The organism is Pseudomonas caspiana, from assembly GCF_002158995.1.
GTDB classification, from domain to species: Bacteria; Pseudomonadota; Gammaproteobacteria; order Pseudomonadales; family Pseudomonadaceae; genus Aquipseudomonas; species Aquipseudomonas caspiana.
Genome location: NZ_LOHF01000016.1, coordinates 122,725 through 144,618, shown reverse-complemented (window position 1 = coordinate 144,618; position 21,894 = coordinate 122,725). Strand labels below are relative to the sequence as shown.

The 21,894-nt window shown below is 57.2% G+C and carries 19 protein-coding genes; 6 read left to right on the top strand and 13 right to left on the bottom strand.

The window, feature by feature from the left end; translation table 11 throughout:
• Positions 1–169: 169 nt before the first annotated feature.
• Entirely contained in the window at positions 170–850 is a 681-nt protein-coding gene (locus AUC60_RS18525; RefSeq protein WP_087270766.1) for a COG3650 family protein, read from the bottom strand.
• A 60-nt stretch (positions 851–910) separates the two neighbouring features.
• Positions 911–1,510 (bottom strand): short chain dehydrogenase, encoded by a 600-nt coding sequence (locus tag AUC60_RS18520; RefSeq protein WP_087270763.1) that lies wholly within the window; start codon positions 1,508–1,510, stop codon positions 911–913.
• A 114-nt stretch (positions 1,511–1,624) separates the two neighbouring features.
• Between AUC60_RS18520 and AUC60_RS18515 the strand changes: the two genes are divergently transcribed.
• Positions 1,625–2,548 (top strand): LysR family transcriptional regulator, encoded by a 924-nt coding sequence (locus AUC60_RS18515; protein WP_087270760.1) that lies wholly within the window; start codon positions 1,625–1,627, stop codon positions 2,546–2,548.
• 335 nt (positions 2,549–2,883) lie between these two features.
• Here AUC60_RS18515 and AUC60_RS18510 read toward each other — a convergent pair whose 3' ends face one another.
• The 5 genes from AUC60_RS18510 to AUC60_RS18490 all read right to left on the bottom strand — a co-directional run bounded on the left by AUC60_RS18510 (position 2,884) and on the right by AUC60_RS18490 (position 7,876).
• Positions 2,884–3,585: an ABC transporter ATP-binding protein gene (locus AUC60_RS18510; protein WP_087270757.1), complete on the bottom strand. Its 702-nt coding sequence runs from the start codon at positions 3,583–3,585 to the stop codon at positions 2,884–2,886.
• Complete coding sequence (livG, locus tag AUC60_RS18505; RefSeq protein WP_087270754.1) at positions 3,586–4,353, bottom strand: high-affinity branched-chain amino acid ABC transporter ATP-binding protein LivG; 768 nt, start codon at positions 4,351–4,353, stop codon at positions 3,586–3,588. It abuts the gene before it with no gap.
• Positions 4,350–5,606, bottom strand: a complete 1,257-nt coding sequence (locus AUC60_RS18500; RefSeq protein WP_087270751.1) for a high-affinity branched-chain amino acid ABC transporter permease LivM — start codon at positions 5,604–5,606, stop codon at positions 4,350–4,352. Before AUC60_RS18500 ends, livG begins: the two co-directional genes overlap by 4 nt.
• Entirely contained in the window at positions 5,603–6,532 is a 930-nt protein-coding gene (gene livH, locus AUC60_RS18495) for a high-affinity branched-chain amino acid ABC transporter permease LivH (RefSeq protein WP_087270748.1), read from the bottom strand. Before livH ends, AUC60_RS18500 begins: the two co-directional genes overlap by 4 nt.
• A 216-nt stretch (positions 6,533–6,748) precedes the next feature.
• Positions 6,749–7,876, bottom strand: coding sequence for a branched-chain amino acid ABC transporter substrate-binding protein (locus AUC60_RS18490; protein WP_087270745.1), 1,128 nt, complete (start codon positions 7,874–7,876; stop codon positions 6,749–6,751).
• A gap of 326 nt (positions 7,877–8,202) precedes the next feature.
• On the opposite strand from AUC60_RS18490, the gene AUC60_RS18485 reads away from it, so the two are divergent.
• The gene (locus AUC60_RS18485; protein ID WP_087270742.1) at positions 8,203–8,508 is read left to right on the top strand and encodes a DUF2288 domain-containing protein; all 306 of its coding nucleotides are present in this window, start codon (positions 8,203–8,205) and stop codon (positions 8,506–8,508) included.
• 137 nt (positions 8,509–8,645) lie between these two features.
• Here AUC60_RS18485 and AUC60_RS18480 read toward each other — a convergent pair whose 3' ends face one another.
• A complete protein-coding gene (locus tag AUC60_RS18480; RefSeq protein ID WP_405624574.1) occupies positions 8,646–10,715 on the bottom strand; it encodes a hypothetical protein in 2,070 nt (689 codons plus the stop codon).
• 371 nt (positions 10,716–11,086) lie between these two features.
• Entirely contained in the window at positions 11,087–13,321 is a 2,235-nt protein-coding gene (locus AUC60_RS18475; RefSeq protein WP_087270735.1) for a bifunctional diguanylate cyclase/phosphodiesterase, read from the bottom strand.
• A 285-nt stretch (positions 13,322–13,606) separates the two neighbouring features.
• Between AUC60_RS18475 and AUC60_RS18470 the strand changes: the two genes are divergently transcribed.
• On the top strand, positions 13,607–14,962 hold the full coding sequence (locus AUC60_RS18470) for a spinster family MFS transporter (protein ID WP_087270732.1): 1,356 nt from the start codon (positions 13,607–13,609) through the stop codon (positions 14,960–14,962).
• A 103-nt stretch (positions 14,963–15,065) separates the two neighbouring features.
• On the opposite strand, the gene rapA is transcribed toward AUC60_RS18470, so the two are convergent.
• Complete coding sequence (gene rapA / locus AUC60_RS18465; RefSeq protein ID WP_087270729.1) at positions 15,066–17,912, bottom strand: RNA polymerase-associated protein RapA; 2,847 nt, start codon at positions 17,910–17,912, stop codon at positions 15,066–15,068.
• Positions 17,913–18,127: 215 nt separating this feature from the next.
• Here rapA and AUC60_RS18460 point away from each other — a divergent pair, with 215 nt between their 5' ends.
• A complete protein-coding gene (locus tag AUC60_RS18460) occupies positions 18,128–18,466 on the top strand; it encodes an aspartate-semialdehyde dehydrogenase (protein ID WP_087270725.1) in 339 nt (112 codons plus the stop codon).
• On the opposite strand, the gene AUC60_RS18455 is transcribed toward AUC60_RS18460, so the two are convergent.
• The 3 genes from AUC60_RS18455 to AUC60_RS18445 form a co-directional block, all read right to left on the bottom strand.
• Positions 18,463–19,677, bottom strand: coding sequence for an aminotransferase class V-fold PLP-dependent enzyme (locus AUC60_RS18455; RefSeq protein ID WP_087270721.1), 1,215 nt, complete (start codon positions 19,675–19,677; stop codon positions 18,463–18,465). The two genes, AUC60_RS18460 and AUC60_RS18455, sit on opposite strands and share 4 nt — an antisense overlap.
• Complete coding sequence (locus tag AUC60_RS18450) at positions 19,674–20,144, bottom strand: RidA family protein (RefSeq protein WP_087270716.1); 471 nt, start codon at positions 20,142–20,144, stop codon at positions 19,674–19,676. Before AUC60_RS18450 ends, AUC60_RS18455 begins: the two co-directional genes overlap by 4 nt.
• Positions 20,145–20,232: 88 nt before the next feature.
• Positions 20,233–21,117 (bottom strand): LysR substrate-binding domain-containing protein, encoded by an 885-nt coding sequence (locus tag AUC60_RS18445; RefSeq protein WP_087270713.1) that lies wholly within the window; start codon positions 21,115–21,117, stop codon positions 20,233–20,235.
• 220 nt (positions 21,118–21,337) lie between these two features.
• Between AUC60_RS18445 and AUC60_RS27975 the strand changes: the two genes are divergently transcribed.
• Both AUC60_RS27975 and ccoM read left to right on the top strand, forming a co-directional pair.
• Positions 21,338–21,499, top strand: coding sequence for a hypothetical protein (locus AUC60_RS27975; protein ID WP_087270709.1), 162 nt, complete (start codon positions 21,338–21,340; stop codon positions 21,497–21,499).
• A gap of 254 nt (positions 21,500–21,753) precedes the next feature.
• The gene (gene ccoM, locus AUC60_RS28345) at positions 21,754–21,864 is read left to right on the top strand and encodes a cytochrome c oxidase subunit CcoM (RefSeq protein ID WP_338014036.1); all 111 of its coding nucleotides are present in this window, start codon (positions 21,754–21,756) and stop codon (positions 21,862–21,864) included.
• The last annotated feature ends 30 nt before the right edge of the window (positions 21,865–21,894 follow it).

The window sequence follows — 21,894 nt, the reverse complement described above, 5'->3', positions numbered from 1 at the left end:
ATGCTTACTTTTGGGCTCCTTTCAAAAGTGAGGCGCCGTAAGGGCGCAACCAATACCAGCCGTAACGCAACAATGGATATGTACAAAAACATCCCTGCATGGAAAAGTTGTGCAGATACCTAGTCCGCGATATGGGAGCAGTAATCCTCGAGTTTTAACTCAACCGAGATCAGTCATCCCGCGAACCACCGTAATACCCGCAACCGCGCACGGTCTCGCCGTTGATCCGCAACTCAGCAGTCAAATGCTGCACCGAGCCATCCACGCTATCGACGCAACGTTGTGGCGCAACCCAGAGCTCCATCTTGTTGCCGTTGGCCTCACTGCTGACGCTGAACCGGCCGTCTGGCAGTTGTTCCTCCACATAAGGGACAGCAATGGAGTCTTTGCCCAGACGCTCAATGACCATGCCTTTGCCACTGACGTTAACGTTCCACGCGGGTTTGTTGCCGTTGACGTGCAAAGTCAGGCGCTTGAAGTTGGGGTCTTCACAGGCCTGGCCGGCACGTTCGACGCGGTACACCTGACGCAGGTCCAGTTGACCATCGCTGTTGACGGCTTTACTGGCAACGAACACACCACGCAGGTCGGCGAAGACCTTGCCGGAACTGTCCGCCAGGGGAGTCGCTTCTTGCAGGATGCCTGTATTGCCACCGTCCTTGACCACGTAACGACGCTGCTCATTGCACGGCTGAAACATCAGCTTGCCGCCATCGCCGGTCAGATTACCCTGCATGCGAATCCAGCCAGCCTTCGAGACAGGGGCTGAACTGGATTGAGAGCCAAGCATCTGGCAGCCAGCGAAGAGGGGCAACAGGGCAACGAGCAGAGCGGAACGAACAGCAAACATTGAGTGGTCTCCAGACAAGTGTCGCCACGTTACTCAGCCTGCGGCGCCATCACAAGAGGATTAACCAACGTGATACGTCTGACCGGTTTGCAGGCCCTCTACACTTTTTGCGTAAGCCAGAGCCACTTCTGCCGCATGAACTGGCTTGAAGCCCCGAAAATAGGGCGCATAGTTGTCCATAGCTTCAACCAGTACGTTAGGGCTGACCGAGTTGACCCGCATGCCGCGTGGCATTTCTATGGCTGCTGCCCGAACAAAGGCGTCGATGGCACCATTGACCAGGCTGGCCGACGCCCCTGCGCGTATCGGGTCGTGACTGAGGATACCGGTGGTAAACGTAAATGACGCGCCGTCGTTGGCGAACTCGCGGCCGATCAGCAGCAGGTTGACCTGGCCCATCAGCTTGTCCTGCAAGCCGAGGGCGAAATCGCTTTCAGTCATTTCGGCCAACGGCGCGAACTTCACATTGCCAGCGGCGCAAACCACTGCATCGAATCGGCCTATCCGTTCGAACAGTTTTCGGATCGATGCACTGTCACTAATATCCACATGCTCTTCTCCACTATTGCGGCCGGCGCGAACAATCTCGTGACGTTGGGCCAGTTCCTGGGCGATGGCCGAGCCAATGGTGCCACTTGCACCAATCAATAAAATTTTCATGCTGTCACTCCGAAGATTCATTCATGGATGTCGAGTGGGCAGTGTAGGGTCGCTATTTGCCGTCGATAAGCGTGCTAATAGGCAACCTTTGGTTCTCATAGGGAAACAATAACAGTGAGCGAAATCGATGACCTTGCAGCCTTTGCGGTCTTGATCGACGCAGGCAGTTTTACTGCAGCAGCAGTTCGCCTGGGTTGCAGCAAAGGTTACCTGTCCAAGCGGATCAGCCAGATGGAGCAGGCTTATGGCGTGATGCTGCTGCACCGCAGCACCCGCAGTCTGAGTCTCACGTCGGCTGGCGCGGCGTTGTTGCCGCAAGGGCAGCAGTTGTTGGCCAGCATGGAGCGGGCGCGCAACATCGTTGAACTGATGCGCGATGACATGGTGGGTCAGGTGCGTGTCACTGCCCCCGTTTCTTTGGGGGAGACATTCTTCGAAGGCCTGCTGATGGAGTTTTCGGCGCAGTACCCGCAGGTGAAAGTCGAGCTGGAGCTCAACAACGCCTTTCGTGACTTGCGCCGTGACGGCTTTGATCTGGCCATTCGTTCCCATGTGGCCAGTGATGAGCGACTCGTTGCCAAGCCGTTGCTCGCCATGCAGGAGCTGACCTGTGCCAGCAACGCCTATTTACAACTTCATGGACAGCCGAACAGCCCCCATGAATTGATTGCCCACAGTTGCCTGCTCAATAGTCATTACAGTGGCCGCAACGAATGGCTTTATCACCAGAACCATGAGCTGACCCGTGTTCAGGTCAACGGTACGTTCGCCAGTAACCATTACGGGTTGCTGAAGAAGGCAGCGCTTGTCGGCGCGGGAATCGCCCGATTACCGTCGTACATGGTGCATGCGGAAATCAACGACGGTCGGCTGCACTGGCTGTTCCGTGACTACCAGACGAGTATTTCGCCGCTGTTTCTGGTGCATCCGTACGAAGGGGAATTACCCAAGCGTATGCAGGTGCTGGCCGATTATCTGTTGGGCTGGTTTCAGCGCAGCAGTGCGGCGCTGGAGCGGTTGGGGGTGAGAGAAGAGTAAGTGATCGTGCTGTAGGAGATTGCCCTGTGACACTGACACCGTGCTGTCTCGCGGCGAACACTGATCTGTAGGAGCGCACGAGCAACGCGAGGCCGCGATAGCGATGTGTCTGACAGGACGCTATCGCTGCCTCGCGTTGCTCGTGAGCTCCTACGGAAAAGCATTCCAATTCAGGCGGCTATGTTTTTTTTTGATGAGCGCCAGCTTGTTTGGGAGACGGCATTGCTGATTACGCAGGACCATCGGCTCGCCAACAAGTTGGCTCCTACAGGTCCTTTGCAGGCTGTGCTCAAAAGAAAACGGCCCGAAGGCCGTTTTCTTATTGCAGCGAAGCATCAACCACCCAGATAAGCATCACGCACTTTCGGGTCGACCAGCAACTCTTCACCGGTGCCTTGCATGACCACGCGGCCGTTTTCCAGTACGTAGGCGCGGTCAGCGATTTTCAAGGCCTGGTTAGCGTTTTGCTCGACCAGGAACACCGTTACCCCATCGCGACGCAGTTGTTCGACGATCTCGAAAATCTGCTGGATGATGATCGGCGCCAGACCCAGCGACGGTTCGTCGAGCAACAACAGCTTGGGCTTGCTCATCAGCGCACGGCCGATTGCGAGCATTTGCTGCTCGCCGCCGGACATGGTGCCGCCGCGTTGGTTGAAGCGTTCTTTCAGGCGGGGGAACAGGTGCAGGACTTTGTCCATTTGCTCCTGATAATCGCCTTTGTCGGTGAAGAAACCACCCATGGCGAGGTTTTCTTCCACGGTCAGGCGGGCAAACACGCGACGGCCTTCCGGGACTACGGCAATGCTTTTACGCATGATCATCGAGGATTCCAGACCGACCAGTTCTTCACCCATGTAACGGATGCTGCCACTGTGAGCCCGAGGCGAACCGCACAAGGTCATCAACAGTGTGGATTTCCCTGCGCCGTTGGCACCGATCAGCGTCACGATTTCGCCCTGACGCACGTCAACGTTGACGCCGTGCAAGGCCTGAATCTTGCCGTAGAAGGTGGAAACGTTTTCGAATTGCAGCATTTACGCTTCCCCCAGGTAGGCTTTGATCACGTCAGGATTGTCGCGGATTTGTTCCGGCGTACCGTCGGCCAGTGGTGTGCCCTGGTTGATCACGACGATGTGGTCGGAAATGCTCATGACCAGCTTCATGTCGTGTTCGATCAACAGCACAGTCGCGTTGTGGTCGTTACGCAGTACGCCGATCAAGGCCTTGAGGTCTTCGGTTTCTTTCGGGTTCAGACCGGCAGCTGGCTCGTCGAGCATCAGAATGCGCGGGCGAGTCATCATGCAGCGGGCGATTTCCAGGCGGCGTTGCTGACCGTAAGCCAGCGTGCCAGCGGTACGGTTGGCGAATTCCTTGAGGTTGACCGCTTCCAGCCAGTGCGCCGCGTATTCCATGGCCTCTTGCTCACTGCGACGGAACGCCGGTGTACGGAACAGCCCCGACAGGAAGTTGGTGTTCAAGTGACGATGCTGGGCAACCAACAGGTTTTCCAGGGCAGTCATTTCTTTGAACAGGCGCACGTTCTGGAAAGTCCGCACCACGCCTTTGCGGGCGATCTCGTGACCGGCCAGCCCTTGAATCGGCTCGCCATCCAACAGGATGGTGCCCGCTGTCGGCTTGTAGAAACCGGTCAGGCAGTTGAACACCGTGGTCTTGCCAGCGCCGTTGGGGCCGATCATCGACACGACTTGTTTCTCATTGACGGTCAGGCCTACGCCGTTGACCGCCAGCAGACCGCCAAAGCGCATGCTCAGGCCGCTGACTTCGAGGATTGGGCGGCTCATTTGCGCAGCTCCATGTGTGGACGTTGCATGGGCAGCAGACCTTGAGGGCGCCAGATCATCATCAGCACCATCATGGCGCCGAACATCAACATGCGGTATTCGCTGAATTCACGCATCAGTTCAGGCAGCAGGATCATGACGATGGCTGCAAGGATGACGCCCAGTTGCGAGCCCATGCCACCCAATACGACGATAGCGAGAATGATTGCCGACTCGATGAAGGTGAACGACTCCGGCGTGATCAGCCCTTGGCGAGCGGCGAAGAAGCTGCCTGCGAAGCCAGCGAATGCAGCACCCAGTGTAAAGGCCGACAGCTTGATGATGGTCGGGTTCAGACCCAGCGCACGGCAGGCGATTTCGTCTTCACGCAATGCTTCCCAGGCGCGGCCAATTGGCATCCGCAGCAGACGGTTGATCACGAACAGCGCAGCCAGGGCCAGCAGCAGTGCAACCAGATACAGGAAGATCACCTTGTTGATCGAGTTGTATGGCAGCCCGAAATATTCGTGGAAGGTCTGCATGCCTTCAGCCGCTTTACGCTCGAAGGACAGGCCGAACAGGGTCGGTTTCTCGATGTTGCTGATGCCGTTCGGGCCGCCGGTGAGGTCGGTCATGTTGCGCAGCAGCAAGCGAATGATTTCGCCGAAGCCCAAGGTCACGATGGCCAGATAGTCGCCGCGCAGACGCAGTACCGGGAAGCCCAGCAGGAAGCCGAACAGCGCCGCCATCATTCCGGCAATTGGCAGACAGATCCAGAAACCCAGGCCGAAGTAATGGGAGAGCAGGGCGTAGCTGTACGCACCTACGGCATAGAAGCCGACATAACCCAGATCGAGCAGACCGGCCAGGCCGACCACAATGTTCAAGCCCAGGCCGAGCATCACGTAGATCAGGATCAGGGTGGCGATATCCACCGCGCCTCGTGAGCCGAAGAACGGCCAGACCAGCGCGACCAGCACCAGGCCGAGAATGATCCAGCGCTGGGTCGACGGCAGGCTCAGGAAGTTGCTGGCCTTGGCTGGCACCAGTGGCATGTTTGGTGAGGAGCGCCAGGCGGCGGTGATCTGTTCATTGAACAGCACGCGCAGGAACATCGCGATGGCGCCAGCGATGATCACGCTGACGGTGGTCGTGCTGGCACCAATGACGGCCAGTTTGACGCCGACGATTTCCAGCTTCAGGCCGAACACCGGGTAGGCGACGGCCAGCACCAACAAGGCGCTGAAAAATGCCGATTTGAGATTCCTGATCATACTTTTTCAACCTCCGGACGGCCAAGCAGGCCGGTCGGCCGGAACAACAGCACCAATACGAGAAGACCGAACGCCACCACATCCTTGTACTGGTCGCCGAAGATATCGGCACCAAACGCTTCTGCCACGCCGAGCACCAGACCGCCGAGCATTGCGCCAGGGATACTGCCGATACCGCCCAGTACCGCCGCGGTGAAGGCTTTGATGCCGACCAGGAAACCTGCGTTGGGGTTGATCACGCCGTATTGCATGCTCAGCAAGACGGCAGCAACTGCCGCCAGCGCAGCGCCGATGACGAAGGTCAGGGCGATGATGTTGTTGGTGTTGATGCCCAAAAGATTGGCCATCTTGATGTCTTCCGCACAGGCGCGGCAGGCGCGACCCAGACGGGAGCGGGAGATGAACCAGGTCAGGCCGAGCATCGCGATCAGTGTCACGACGAAAATCAGCACCTGCATATAGGAAATCACGACTTCATGAGTGCTGGCCGAGCCAAACACGAAGTTGCCGGGAATCAGGTTGGGGATCGATTTGTCTTTGGAGTCCTGAGACAACAGAACCGAGTTTTGCAGGAAGATCGACATACCGATGGCAGAAATCAGCGGGATCAGACGGTTACTGCCACGCAGCGGTCGATAAGCCACGCGTTCGATGGAATAACCGTAGGCGCTGGTCACTACGATACTGGCGACAAACGCTGCGGTGATGACCAGTGGCAGGCTGTCCAGCCCCAGCATGGTCAAACCGGCAATGGCGATGAACGCGACGTAGGAACCGATCATGTACACCTCGCCGTGGGCGAAGTTGATCATGCCGATAATGCCGTAGACCATCGTGTAACCGATGGCGATCAAGGCATAGGTGCTGCCAATGGTCAGACCATTAACCAGCTGTTGGAAGAAGTGATAGATGTCTATCTCGGGCATTACAGCGTGCTCCTAAAAACCTGCTCAATGTTTCACTGGTGAAGTCTTTGGCCGCTTGCACGTCGTGGTATGTGTCCACGTTGGATACAAGCCCAGTGAATCACTGGTAACGGTTTCAAGATGTTCAGCGTCAGGTAGTCTTGTGGATCACCTGCGCTCGTAAAACAAAGCCCACTGCGGTTGCAGTGGGCTTTGGGTTCAACTTATAGCGAATGCTTACTTCACAGGCGCTTCAGTCTTGGTGCCGTCTTTGTGCCAGGTGTAGACCACGAATTTGAAGTCTTTCAGGTCACCTTTGGCGTCGAACGACAGCTCGCCGGTTGGCGTCTTGAAGGTGCCGGCGTGGATAGCTGCTGCTACTTTGTTAGTGTCTTCGCTTTTTGCAGCGGTGATGCCATCAGCGATCACTTGAACAGCTGCGTATGCCGGGAACACGAACGGGCCGCTTGGATCCTCTTTCTTGGCCTTGAAAGCTTCAACCAGAGCCTTGTTGGCTGGATCCTGGTCGAACGAAGCAGGCAAGGTGACCAGCAGGCCTTCGGACGCATCCTGAGCGATTTGCGAGATCGACGCGTTACCCACGCCTTCCGGACCCATGAAGCCAGCTTTCAGGCCTTTTTCCTGTGCCTGACGCAAGATCAGACCCAGTTCCGGGTGGTAGCCGCCGTAGTAAACGAAATCGACGTTGGCTTGCTTCATTTTGGCAATCAGCGACGAGAAGTCTTTGTCGCCAGCGTTGATGCCTTCGAACAGAGCGACTTTCACGCCGTCTTTTTCAAGCGTCTGCTTGACTGCAGTGGCGATACCTTCACCGTACTGTTGCTTGTCGTGGATGACGGCGACGGTTTTAGGTTTGACCTGCTTGGCGATGTACTCGCCAGCTGCCGGGCCCTGAGCGCTGTCCAGACCGATGGTGCGGAAGATCAACTTGTAGCCACGTGCAGTGATTTCCGGGCTGGTAGCAGCCGGAGTCACCATGATGATGCCTTCGTCTTCGTAGATGTCCGAAGCCGGCTGAGTGGAGCTGGAGCACAGGTGGCCAATCACGAACTTGACGCCGTCGTTAACCACTTTGTTGGCTACCGCGACCGCTTGTTTAGGATCGCAAGCGTCATCGTATTCAACGGCTTCGAGTTTCTTGCCATCGACGCCGCCTTTGGCATTGATCTGCTCAATGGCCATTTTTGCGCCGCTGAACTGCATGTCACCGTACTGGGCAACTGCGCCGGTCTTTGGACCTGCGATGCCGATCTTGATGGTGTCTGCTGCGAACGAATGGCTGGCAACCCCCGCCATAACCAATGCGGCAAACAGCTTGGAAAGCTTCTTGGTACCCTTAGTCATGATGCTCCACTCTTGTGTTTTAATTTTTATAATCCTGATGCCTAGGCAGCGGGACCGGATTTTAAACACCGATCATGCCCCCGGCAAACTGTACCGGAACAGTTTAGAGCGCCGGTCATTAGCTTGAATAGCTAGCCACAGGGGACAAAAACGATCGATGTCGCTTAATTGAAAGAAAGATACATAATCATGCGGTTCGACCTGTCGAATCGACCTCTAAACCCCTGGATTTACTCATCTTCCCTGCAATCAATTACTTGTTTCTGGGTTTGTCTTGAGCGGACTCGGCGCTATTATTCGCGTCGATTTTCTTTTCGGTGAAACCCATGAGTGAAGAACCAAGCACCCTCTATGCCAAATTGCTCGGCGAGACGGCATCTATTACCTGGACGGAGCTACAGCCGTTCTTCGCCAAGGGTGCCCTGTTGTGGGTCGAACCCTCTCTGGATTTAATCGAAGTCGCCCAGGCTGTTGCTCAAAACGAGGCCGATAAAGTCAGCGCATGGCTTGCCAATGGGGAGGTCGGCAAGGTTGCTGAAGCCAAGGCGCTAGAGCTTGTGGAGCGCGATCCGGTGCTTTGGGCAGTCGTAGTGGCACCTTGGGTGTTGATCCAGGACAGGGCGCCAGCTTAGTTAGTGATCTTTTTTAGTGCGTGACGTGGGCTTTAGGTGGGAAGTCTGGTAACCGAGCGGGTGCTGGGGTAGCGAAATCTCTCACAGGGTCGCACCGCTCCCAGAGGGACCGGTGCTCGCCTAAAAGTCACTGCGTATTACTTAATGCTGTAATCCGTCTTGCCCGTATGCTGGTTCAGTGAAATGACCCGGGTTTTGCCGATGCGATGACGATAGATTTCGCGCAGGTATTTGACGGCCTTTTTCACGCTCTCGCGGGAAATACGAATGTCATTGATAGAGACAAACTTGGATTTGTCTTCGATCAACTCGCGGTACTTCTTCTCATACATCGGTTTGATCGCATACCAGTTGGTATCGAGGATCTTGGCCGGGTTTTCGTATTCATTCAGCAATTCATCAATACGGTCTTCGTCGAACTCATCGCTGATGATGAAGTCCAGAATCGCGTTGTCCAGTGTGTCGTCGAAACGGTACTGGTTTTTCGCGAAGCAGCGTTTGATGAACGCCACGATCAAGGTCAGGAAGTCGTCCGACAGGCACGGGCTTTTCGCGATCAGGGTGGTCAGCGACAGGTTGGCCGACGCGCCGATCACCAATGCATAGCGCTTGAGTGTCGTATTGGGGAACAGGCTGTTCAGGTGCGTCTTGAGGCGGTTCAGGTCCATGTAGGACAGCTTGTAGTCCTTGGGCAACGAGACGATGGACACCACCGACGAGCAGTTCTTGAAGAAGTGCAGGTCATGCAACGCCGCCGCGTCGTAGCCGGAGGTCTTGTACTGGTCCAGTGCTGCGCGATAGCGCTTGGACTCGATCGGCAACAGACTGATGCCTTCAATGGCCTGGGTCACTTTGTTGAAGTGCGGCAGGTCAATCGAACGGAAGAACAAATCGTCAATGTTCAGGCGTGCCGGTTCTTTCTCGAACACCTTGAATTTGTCTGAGCCGGGAACCGGACTTTCCGGAACCACGGATTCGGCGTATGCAATCGCTACCGGGCCGGCCAGACTCATGAACAAGTCGTTGGCATCCAGACGAATCGTCTCGCCGATATCGATGCCTGCGCGTCGGAAGTAGTTCTGATCGTAGTCAGTCGTTACCGCCTGAGCGGTGAGAATGTTGAAGATCTGCTGCGAGATGTACTGGTTGGCGTGACGCTCCATGGCGTTCACGTCGATGTTGTCGATGTTGCCGTCGTCGCTTGCTTCGGCATAACGCATGATGTCGTTGGAGATCAGCATCATGGCGTTCCATGGGCGAATGCGGCCCATGACGCTGGCTTCGCTACTGTCTTCGTTCTCGAAGTTGTACGAGAAGTCCCACTCTTCCGACAGGTACTTGCACAACAAGCGACCGGCGTTGATGTGCAGGGCTTCGGACATTTCGCTGCGGTGATCGGAAATGTTCGGCAGCACGCAGATGCCGCTGGTGAAGATCGGTTCGAACACGAAGGACCGGCCACGCTTGCTGTCGTTTTCGTCAGTAGGCTTGGTGTCGAAGGTCTTGTTCATGTACGAGAATTGCTGCGCCAGACCGAACTCCGAAGCCATGCCCGAACCGGTGCCGCCGCCCGCACTGAAAATGTAGAAGTACAGACGCGACTGGTTGGCTTTGATGCCGCACGAATCGATCAGGTACGAGTGGATCAGCTTCCAGTCAGCGCTGGAGAAGTGGTTGGTGTCCTTGTTCAGGATGATCTTGGCCAGGTATTGACCAAGGATCGGGGCATTACCCGCACCACCGGCATGAACTTCAGAGAGGTCCATGATTTTCATTTTGCTGTAGTCGTTGATGAACCCGCTTTTCTCGCCTTTGCGCGAGAAGCGGATACGACCTGCGATGTCCTTGTCCAGGTCGCCGAGCATGACCAATGGCTCAACCAGAAAGACAGGCTTGCTCGCTTTGTTCTGCACCAGCCGCAGGTTGTTACGGATCCAGCGACCAGGGCTGTAGCGTTTGTCTTCGCTCAGGCGATCTTCGTTCTCGAACTGGTTTAGATAGAACTTGCGCGCGTTATAGACCAGTTCAGCGACGTCCAGCGCAATGTTCGAACCGCAGCGACCCAGACCGATCAGGCATACCGACGGGAACTGCTGTTCACTGCGCAGGACGTTGTCTTCGATATGAATGGATTGCGGAAAGACTGTATCGCGCAGACCGTCAAGGTTGTCCAGGATGCGATCAGTGTCGGTTTCGGTGAAATACATGTACTGCTGAGCGGGGATTGGCTTGGGCTGATAGTAGGTGCCGGGGAGGCCTGCGGCCTTCTCTGCAGCGGCTGCGTTCAACGGTCCGGATATCACGCCAGCAGCATCATTTTTATTGGTCATCGTGCGCCATTTGCCTGGGGGAGGCAGCGATGGAGTGAGTCTCATCGCGCCATCACGGAAAGAGAAATTACGACTTTACAGTGCACTTTTCCCAAGGGCGATAGGGGAAAACCCCTACACGTGAGCCGGGGCACTTTCTGTCTGGTCCAGAAAATGGATCGGCGGATAAACGGTAAACTTTAATCGTTTAGCTATCACGGGTTGAACCGGGGCTCGATTTTGTTGTCGTGCTGCGGAGGATCACTGACCTAGCGTGCGGGTCCATGACTCCATTTTTCCGGTAAGGAGCCGTGCTGAAGAGGCTTCGCGGATGCCGAAGTGACTGCTTTACGCTGGTTGAGTTTTTGCACCAGCGGTACCAGTTGCTCCAGAGGCTGTGGCCTGCTGACCAGATAACCCTGAATGTAATCGCAGCCATAGCGCGTGAGAAACTCCTTCTGCTGCGAGGTCTCGACGCCTTCGGTCACGACCTTTAGCCGCAACGTATGAGCCATCACGATGATTGCCTGAACGATCTCCATGTCCTGAGAAGAGCCGGGGATATCGGCAATGAACGAGCGGTCGATCTTCACTGTGTCCAGCGGCAGGCGTTTTAGATACGCCAGGGATGAATAGCCGGTGCCGAAATCATCGATGGAAAGGGAGACACCCAGGCAGCGTATTTGCTTGAGCAGACCAATGGTGTTGCTGATGTTGCCCATCAGCGCATTTTCGGTGACTTCCAGCTCCAGGCGTCGTGCTGGAACGTTGGTTTGCCTCAGGGTGCGCTGGATATCATCGATCAGATCATCCCGGGTCAGGTTCAGCGCCGAGCAATTGACGGCAATGATCAGATCGTCAAGACCATCACCGGACAGGCGGCTCAGGTCGAGACACGCACGGCGTAATACCCAATTATCGAGATCTGCAATCAAGCCGTTGGTCTCGGCGATTTCAATGAAACGTTCCGGGGTCAGCAGGCCATGTTGTGGATGTTGCCAGCGCACCAGCGCTTCGAGCTTCGCCACACGGCCGGTACTGAGGTCGACGATCGGTTGGTAGAAGACCTGCAGACCGTTTTCTTCCAGCAGCGCGTTGCGCAGCTCTTCTTCCAGTTGCAGCTCCAGGCTGGCCTTGGTCTTGAGGTTTGGGCTGAAAAAGTGCAGTCGGTTGCGACCATTGCCTTTGGATTGATAAAGCGCGAGGTCAGCGTGCTTGAGCAGCTCGTCGCAGGTCTGGCCGTCCTGAGGAAAAATACTGATGCCAATACTGGTGGTCATGACCATATGCCGTCCGGCCAGCGCGATGGGCTCCTTCATTTTCAGCATGATGCGACTGGCTAACTGCTCGGCCTCTTCATAGTTATGCAGGCTGATGAGCACACAGAACTCATCACCGCCGAAGCGAGATACCACGTCGTCGCCACGTGTCGCACTGCGAATGCGGTCTGCAATGGCCTTGAGCAGATCGTCGCCAGCGTCATGGCCAAGGCTGTCATTGATGCGCTTGAAGTGATCAATGTCGAGAAACATCACTGCCAGCATGCCACCGTTGGCGCTATGTTCGCTCAGCTTCTCCGTAAAGGTCTGATTGAAGCCGCGACGGTTGATCAGGTTGGTCAGCGGATCGTAATGCGCAACCTGCTGCAAAGACATCCGCGCCTGGTCTAGCTGACTGAGCAGTGCATTCACGCGACGCAGGTCGTGTTCCTTGCTTTGCAGCTTTTTGTCTGCCATCGAAGCGCTGAGGCTGCCCGCGATGATCAACAGGGCGATGATTGCGATGGTCAGACCCAGCTGCATGGCGTTTTCCGGGGGCGCCGATTGCAGAGGGGCACCTTCCGGCAGGACCAGGTTAAGCGACCACATGCCGATCATGTGGGTACCCAGCAAACCTGCGCCGAGCAGCATGCTCGCACCGTACTTGAGCATCTGGTGGAACATGCCGCTGCCCTGACGCAGATACCCGGGCATGAGCAAGAACACTGCGCCACACAGAATGGCCATCAGAATCGACAGGCCAAAGGGGCCGGGCTGGTAATACTGGATGGCAGGCGAGCGCAATGCCGACATGCCGACGTAATGCATGATGACCACGCCAAGACCAATGCCGATAGCGCTAAGCAGCCATTGGCCTGGCCCTAGCACTTCCTGGCTAATGGCTTTGATCGCGAACGCGCCGGCAATCGCTGCGATAAACAAAGAGGCAATGGTCGTGGGGAGGTCGTAACTGGCCTTTATCGGCGTTTCAAAGGCGAGCATGCCGATGAAATGCATGGCCCAGGCACCACCCGCCAGACACAAGGCGCCGAGCACTTGCCAGCGCTGCCGACTCAGGTGGTTTTCCGAATGGATGATGCGCTCGCCGATATCCAGCGTGGCCAGGCATGCGGCTGAAATGACGCCGAATGACAGCGCCATGAGAAACAGGTTGTGAGTACAGTCCAGTAACAGCATCCCGTCGTGAGATTGACCGGACATCAAGTGCAAACCAAGCCATTCCATAGCGGGCCCCATGTGTTCAATACCAGGGTCGCCAAGATCCAAAGGTGGTGGCGATTTGCTTCGAGTATAGGAGCTGAGACGGGTGTGCCAACTGGAAAGCGGCGAGGGGTCCAATCAATTTGGAATTAACCAGATAGCTAAAAGTTATATAGGTCTGACTTCGTAACGATGCCGGGTCATTTCTTCCGCGAATGTTGGCAGACACTCAGTGGCAGTCCGCCTAGATTGACTAGCGCCGGTTTGACCGCCATATGCACCGCATAACAATAAAAAGGGAGCATTACCATGCAAGGCACCTCGCAGCCTCTGTCCCCACAGGCGTCCAACGCCTGGCGCGTTTTGTTTCTGTTGTTTCTGGCCAATCTGTTCAATTTTTTTGATCGGACCATTCCGGCGATCATCATTGAGCCCATCCGCATGGAATGGCACTTGAGTGATTTCCAGTTGGGCATCATCGGCACCGCGTTCACGCTGGTCTATGCCATCGCCGGGCTGCCGCTCGGACGCATGGCTGATAATGGCTCGCGCAAGAAAATCATGGGCTGGGGGTTGGCCGTGTGGAGCGGGCTGACAGCGGTCAACGGGTTGGCGGGCAGTTTTTGGACCTTCCTGTTGGTACGAATGGGCGTCGGCATTGGCGAGGCCAGCTATGCGCCAGCGGCCAACTCATTGATCGGTGACCTGTTCCCTGCTCACCGGCGTGCACGAGCCATGGGGATTTTCATGCTGGGGCTGCCGTTGGGATTGCTCCTGGCGTTCTTCACCATCGGTGCGATGGTCACCGCTTTCGACAGCTGGCGGGCGCCGTTTTTCATTGCTGCCGTGCCGGGTTTGGTGCTGGCGGTGTTCATGTTTTTCATTCGCGAGCCAAAACGTGGCGCGGCAGAAAGCGTGCGCATGTCAGAGGAGAAAATCGACAAACCGATCCGGCGCGTGCTGTCGGTGCCGACCTTTGGTTGGCTGGTGTTAGCCGGACTAACCTTCAACTTTGCGACTTATGCCTGCAATTCGTTCATGGTACCAATGCTGCAGCGTTATTTTCTGCTGCCTTTACATGACGCTGCGGTGGCGACCGGGGTTATCGTCGGTGTCACCGGGCTTGTTGGCTTGACGCTGGGTGGTTGGGTCGCGGACAAGCTGCATCAGCGCTTTGCCAATGGTCGTTTGTTGTTCGCTGCCGGCAGCATGCTGATTGCGACCCTTGCGACAGGGTACGCCTTGCACGCGGGGCGAATTGAAATCGGTGTATTTGTCGGTGTGTTCAGTCTGGGATGGTTGTTTGCCTACAACTTCTATACCTGCGTCTATACCGCGATTCAGGACGTGGTCGAGCCTCGCTTGCGCGCTACGGCGATGGCGTTGTTCTTTGCCGGGCTGTATTTGTTGGGTGGTGGATTGGGGCCGGTGGTTGTCGGCTTACTGTCTGACCATTTCGCGCATTCGGCCATGGCTGCCGCCGGGGCTGAGCAAATGAGTGAGGCATACAAGGCGGTTGGTCTGCACGATGCGATGTACCTGATCCCGATGGCGCTATTCATGACGCTGGTGTTTTTGTACCTGGCGTCGCGGTGTTTCAGTCGGGATGCGGCGAGGATGAAGGCGGGGATGGCGGCGGATGAGCCGGTAGCTTCTATTGCTTAAAGACCGCAGCGCTTCAATCGCGGGCAAGCACCGCCCCCACAGGAAATCGCGTTCTTCCTGTGGGAGCTGAGCTTGCTCGCGATAAGATCGCGGTGATTTAAGGTCAGCCCGCCACCAATACCCGAATCGCCTCAAGGCGCAACGCCGCCTTGTCCAGCATGGCCAGCCCTTGTTCGCGCTGTTCGCGCAACGCAACCAGTTCGCTGTCGCGTACGGTTGGGTTGACGGCTTGCAGGGCGGTCAGGCGAGCCAGTTCTTCTTCGGTGTCCGCCGCCAGACGACGCTGTGCTTCGGCGACGCGTTCGGCGTGTTTCGGGGCGATCTTCGCTTCACCGGCGTTGATGCGCGGGTTGAGCGCGTCACGCTGCGCCTGGATGAACTTGTTGGCGCTGGCCCGAGGCACGCTTTCCAGTTGATCATTCAGAGTCGTGAAGGAAACCCGACCCGACAGGTCGTTGCCGTTGCTGTCGAGCAGGCAGCGCAGGGCGGCCGGTGGCAAGTAGCGACCCAATTGCAGCGAGCGCGGCGCAACCACTTCACTCACATACAACAGTTCCAGCAACACGGTGCCGGGCTTGAGCGCCTTGTTCTTGATCAGTGCCACTGCGGTATTGCCCATGGAGCCGGACAACACCAGATCCATGCCGCCTTGCACCATCGGGTGCTCCCAGGTGATGAACTGCATGTCTTCACGAGACAGCGCCTGGTTGCGGTCGTAGGTGATGGTCACGGCTTCGTCGTCACCCAGCGGGAAGCTGGCGTCGAGCATTTTTTCGCTTGGACGCAGGATCAGGGCGTTTTCCGAATGGTCTTCGCTGTCGATGCCGAACGCATTGAACAGGGTTTCCATGTAGATCGGCAGGGTGAACTGATCATCCTGCTCCAGAATCGCCTCGACCAACGCTTCGCCTTCGCCAGCGCCGCCAGAGTTGAGTTCCAGCAGACGGTCGCGACCGGTGTGCAGTTCGCTTTCCAGGCGCTCGCGCTCGGTACGTGCCTCGTTGATCAGCTCTTGCCATTCATCGTCATCACCGCTTTCCAGCAACGGCAGCAGGCGTGGGCCGAACTGGTGTTGCAGGGCGTTACCGGTCGGACAAGTGTTCAGGAACGCGTTCAGCGCTTCGTGATACCACTGGAACAGTCGCGCCTGCGGGCTGGTTTCCAGGAACGGTACGTGCAGCTCGATGGTGTGTTTCTGGCCGATCCGGTCCAGACGACCGATACGCTGCTCAAGCAGGTCCGGGTGCGCTGGCAGATCGAACAGCACCAAGTGGTGAGCGAACTGGAAGTTACGACCTTCACTGCCGATTTCCGAACAGATCAGGACCTGAGCACCGAACTCTTCATCAGCGAAGTACGCAGCCGCGCGGTCGCGTTCGAGAATGTTCATGCCTTCATGGAAGACGGTGGCCGGAATGCCGGAGCGCACGCGCAGGGCGTCCTCCAGATCCATGGCCGTTTCGGCGTGGGCGCAGATCACCAGCACCTTGACGCGCTTGAGCATTTTCAGGGTATCGATCAGCCAGTCGACACGCGGATCAAACTTCCACCAGCGCTCTTCTTCACTGGCGTCCGGTTGCGCCTGGAAGCTGACTTCCGGGTACAGGTCGGCGTGTTCGCCAAGCGGCAGCTCCAGGTATTCAGCCGGGCAGGGCAGTGGATATTGATGCAGCTTGCGTTCCGGGAAACCTTGCACGGCGGCACGGGTATTACGGAACAGCACGCGGCCAGTGCCGTGGCGGTCGAGCAATTCGCGGATCAGACGCGCACTGGCTTCTTCGTCGCCGTCGTTGACGGCTGCCAGCAGGGTGTCGCCTTCAGCGCCCAGGAAACCGTGAATGGTCTTGTGCGCTTCAGGTGAGAGACGACCTTTGTCGAGCAGCTCCTGCACGGCCTCTGCAACCGGGCGATAGTTTTCGCTTTCGGCGCGGAATGCATGCAGGTCGTGGAAACGGTTCGGGTCAAGCAGGCGCAGGCGCGCGAAGTGGCTGTCCTGGCCCAGTTGTTCCGGGGTTGCGGTCAGCAGCAGCACGCCGGGGATGACCTCAGCGAGTTGCTCGACCAGCGAGTATTCAGGGCTTGCCTTGTCTTCGTGCCAGACCAGATGGTGAGCTTCGTCCACCACCAGCAGATCCCAGCCCGCGGCAAACAGTGCGTCCTGAGCTTTCTCGTCATCAACCAGCCATTCCAGCGCAACCAGCGCCAGTTGGGTGTCTTCGAACGGGTTGCTGGCATCGCTTTCGATGAAGCGCTCTGCATCGAACAGTGCGACCTGAAGGTTGAAGCGGCGGCGCATTTCCACCAGCCATTGGTGCTGCAGGTTCTCCGGAACCAGAATCAGGATGCGGTTGGCGCGGCCCGAAAGCAGTTGGCGGTGGATGACCAGACCGGCTTCGATGGTCTTGCCCAGACCTACTTCGTCCGCCAGCAAAACCCGTGGCGCAATGCGGTCGGCCACTTCGCGGGCGATGTGCAACTGGTGCGCAATCGGCTGCGCACGCACGCCACCCAGGCCCCAGAGAGAGGACTGCAACTGGCGGCTGGTGTGTTCCAGGGTGTGATAACGCAGGGAGAACCAGGACAGCGGGTCGATTTGCCCGGCGAACAGGCGGTCAGTCGCCAAGCGGAACTGGATGAAGTTCGACAGCTGGGTTTCCGGCAGGGTGACGGCTTCGTTCTGCGCGTTGAGGCCGTGGTAAACCAGCAGGCCATCGACGTCATCGACTTCACGAACGGTCATCTTCCAGTTTTCGAAGTGAGTGATCACATCGCCTGGGGAAAAGCGCACACGAGTCAGTGGTGCATTTCGCAGTGCGTACTGGCGTGTGTCGCCAGTGGCCGGGTAGAGCACGGTCAACAAGCGGCCGTCCTGTGCCAGAACGGTGCCCAAACCCAGCTCGGCTTCGCTGTCGCTAATCCAGCGTTGCCCCGGTTGATACTGCTGCGCCATGCTGCCTGTCTCCCGCTTTGAAAAAGCCGACTATGTTAACGGAACGCGCTGCCGAGGCCAAAGGTGCAGTGACAAAACACCTGTATTTAAACGCTCTTGCAACAATTTAAGCCTGTTAAAGGCACTAGTTGCCAAAAACAGAGTCGAAAGTTTCTCATTTAGGGGGTCAAGTCGGTAGGCACTTGGCCGACATCCACTCAAAAGGAGAACTAATAATGCTGCAACCGATGCTTCCCCTGAGTGTGGTACCCGTGACTTCGCAACTGGATCCGGCCCGGCAGGTACCTGACATTCCTCCTGTGGCACCGGTACAGCCAAGTTCCAGCGAAACCAACATCGACTTGCGCAATGAGGAAGAAGAGCGCAACGCCTGGTTGCTGCGCGAAGAACACGCCCGCCATGAAGAGCAGCAACGTCGTCGCGAAGAAGGGGCCGATGAGCCTGAGCATCTGGCAATCCCTGGTGTTGCCCTGAACGCGGACAACACCGTGCCAGTAGTGCCACTGATTGATGATGAGCCGCGTCAGGGGCTTTGGGTCGACGTGCAGGTCTAGGTTGTTTTCCGCTGTCGTTTGCTCATTGCGCGCAATGCCGTGAGCAACGTGTCTATCTCGCTTTCAGTATTCAGATGACTCACGGATATCCGTGCGATGTTGCCCAGTCCTCTGGCCTGCATATCCAGCGGCGTGTAAGCCACGCCATTGGCGCCGATGTTTATCCCTTTCGTTGCTAACTCCTTTTTAATCTCCAAGGCGTCCCAGCCTTCCAGTGTGAAAGACACCAGTCCTGATTGCTCGGGCGCTGCGCCACAATCCTGTAGCTTGAGTCCTACGACTTCTGTCATCCGCTCGCGCAGCAACGATGCCAAGTGCTGAATGCGTTGTCGGACAGGCGCTACGCCCAATGCTTCCACTTCGCTCAATGCGTTATTCAAACCGGCGATCAGCGTCAGCGACATTTCGCTGGTTTCAAAGCGTCGAGCGTCGTTGCGGGGCGTAAAGCTTTCGCCTTTTCTGGGCGCAGAAAGAACGTCAACGAACGGTGGCTGAAGCGTTTCGACGAACCCCTCGCGGATGTACAGCAAGGCCGTGCCCCGAGGGCCGCGCAGGAATTTGCGGCAGGCCCCTTTGAGCACGTCGCAACCCAGCGTCTGAACATCGACGCCGATTTGCCCCAATGCCTGGCCTGCATCGATGAAGTAAGGAATGCCGTACCGCTTTGCCACTGCGCCGATGGCTGCAGCCGGGTTGATCAGGCCGCCGTTGGCTGGTAGCCATGTCAGAGAGATCAAACGCACACGTTCATCGATCATGGCCTCCAGCGCGGACACCGACACCGCACCGTTCTCGTCGCAGGGGATAACTTCCAGGCTCGCTCCGGCGGCGAAGGCCTGGGCCATGCAAGCCAGGTTGCCGCCCCATTCGTGACGCCCGACCAGAATGCGGTCTCCGCGCCGCCAGGGGCCCAGTGCGCTGAAGGCCATGCCCCAGGCAGCAGAGCCGCTGCCCAGAAAAGCAATGGAGGAGGGGGTGCAGTTGATCAGCCGCGCAGCAGTGTTGCGGGCGTTTTCCAGAAGAGTCTCGCCCTGCGCGGCGGCTTCCATCGGACCTTGACTGGCTTCGAGGTTCATTTGCGTGATCATGGCCGTCACAGTCGCCTGGCTGGGTAACGAGGCGCCGGAATGATTGAAGTGGATCACTCGCTGGCAACCCGGTGTCGCGGCCCGTAGCGCCTGAACCTGCGTCTCGGTCAACAGCCCGGTCATGAACGTAGCTCGAAGATGGCATCCGTCTCAACGGCAACACCAGCGGGCAGGCTGGAAACACCAACCGATGTGCGAACGTGCCGAGCGGCTTTGCCAAGCACGCTGACCAGCAGGTTCGAGGCACCGTTGCCCACTGCTCCCTGGCGTGTGAAATCACTGGGGCAGGCAACAAATACGCCCAGCCTCACCAGCCGAACCAATTTTGACAGGTCATCGCCAATCACTGAGTCCAGTTGGGCCAGCAAACCCAGCGCTGCCAGTTCCGCCGCGGCCATGCCTTGCTCTTCGGTCAGTGTTTCACCTACACGGCCGATGAAGGCGGGCTGGCCGTTGAGCATGGGGATTTGTCCCGACACATACAGCATGTTCTGGCTGACTACTGTGCTGACGTAGTTGCCAGCGGGGTTGTCCGGGGCAGGAAGTTGCAAGTCCAGTTTTGCGAGTTGTTCGCGCAAGCTGTTAGTCATCGGGCGTTCTCCTTAAAGGTGAGCGCACAATGAAAGGCGGCGATCAGTCCGACAAACTGAAAGATTTCACCCTACGTATCGATATCGCTCAATCATCCTCGCGGCACACTGCAATCAACCAGTTGGCGAAGCGTTGCGCCGTCTCTCCCAACGGCTGGTCGCCGGTTACCAGCCAGTAACCGATTTCCCCGTCGTAGACAGCGTCGGGCAGCAGTTGCACCAGACAGCCGTCCTGCAAACGCCGCTTGATCAAGCGATCACGGCCCATGGCGATGCCTTGTCCGGCGACCGCAGCTTCCACCACGATGTTGTAGTCATGCAGCATCAGGCTTGGCAGTTGGCTGATATCCACGCGCAGTTGTTTCGCCCAGTCCAGCCATTCGAACGGAATGGTCGCTTGCGCGGTGAGCAGCGGGCCGGGTGCAAGCGCTGGTTGTTTGAGGTCGCGTTGCGTTTCGAGCCAACGGGTTTTGTATTGCGGGCTGCACACAGGGGAAAGGCGTTCATTCATCAAGCGCATTGCGTTGACGTTGGGCCAGCCACCTTTGCCGTAGCGGATCGCGATCGCAACCTCGCCGCCTGCCACGTCGGCCAGGTCATAGGACGGCACCAGCTCGACGCGGATATCGGGATTGGCCGAGATGAAACCGGAAAGCCGCGGTGCCAGCCACATCGTTGCAAACGAAGCGAGCAGGCCGATGCGCAGTACGCTGGGGGCCGGGGCGGTATGGCGAATAACGCGAGTCGCTGCGGCAATGCCTTCCAGTGCTTGTCGAACCTGTAGCTGATAAGCGCGTCCGGCTTCGGTCAGTTCAATAGCGCGAGTGCGACGGATAAACAGACGGCATTCGAGAAACGCCTCCAGCTTGTGCACCTGATGGCTCAAAGCGCTTTGCGTCACTGACAATTCGCGTGCGGCATTGACGAAACTCAGATGCCGCGCCACGGCTTCGAAGGCGCGCAGCGTCAGCATCGGCGGTAAATCGCCATGCAGGGCTGGTTGTGGCGAAGACTCTGTAAGGGGCGGTTGCACGGATATCCGGTCCTTTGATAAGCAGCGCTGAGTGCAATTGTGCCGTCAAAAATGGGGCAAACGTGAATCAATGCGGTTTTCTCGTCAGATAGCCACTGGTCATGGTCACTGCGATTGCGCATTATTGACCCCACTTCCCAGTGTTCGAGAGTTGTTGGTCATGAGCGCAGATGAAAACCTGATCGACCTGGGCGCCGAGCGCGCCAAGCGTGTACACGATCTGAACGACAAACGCCTCAACGAAATGCGCAATGCATTCGAACAGGCGATGCCCTTGGCTAAGGCTAAGAAAAAGTCGAAAAGCAAACCCAAGAAACGCTAGGCATCCGCACCGAAGTGCATTTCCTGCAGGAGCTGCCGAAGGCTGCGAAGGCGTTGTACCTGACACCGCGCCATTCTCAGCCTTCGGCGGCTCCTACAGCTTTCCGTCGAATCTCTTTATAGCCTTGACCCGGATCAGTTTCCGCACGCTCGTGAAGAGAGTGTGGTGCTATTGATTTGGGTCAATTCCTATTCGTGCGCCACTGGTTAATCTAGCCCCATCGAACAGGGACATTCAGCGCAGGAGGCACGGTTATGTTTTTCGACAATGTGGTAGTGGCCGGAGTCGTAACCGTGGGCCTGATGCTGGTGTTCTTCGCAGGCTTCGGACTATTCATCTGGAAGGACTCGAAAAAACGCAAATAAGGCAGAGGCCTTCCAATAAAAAGAGCACGC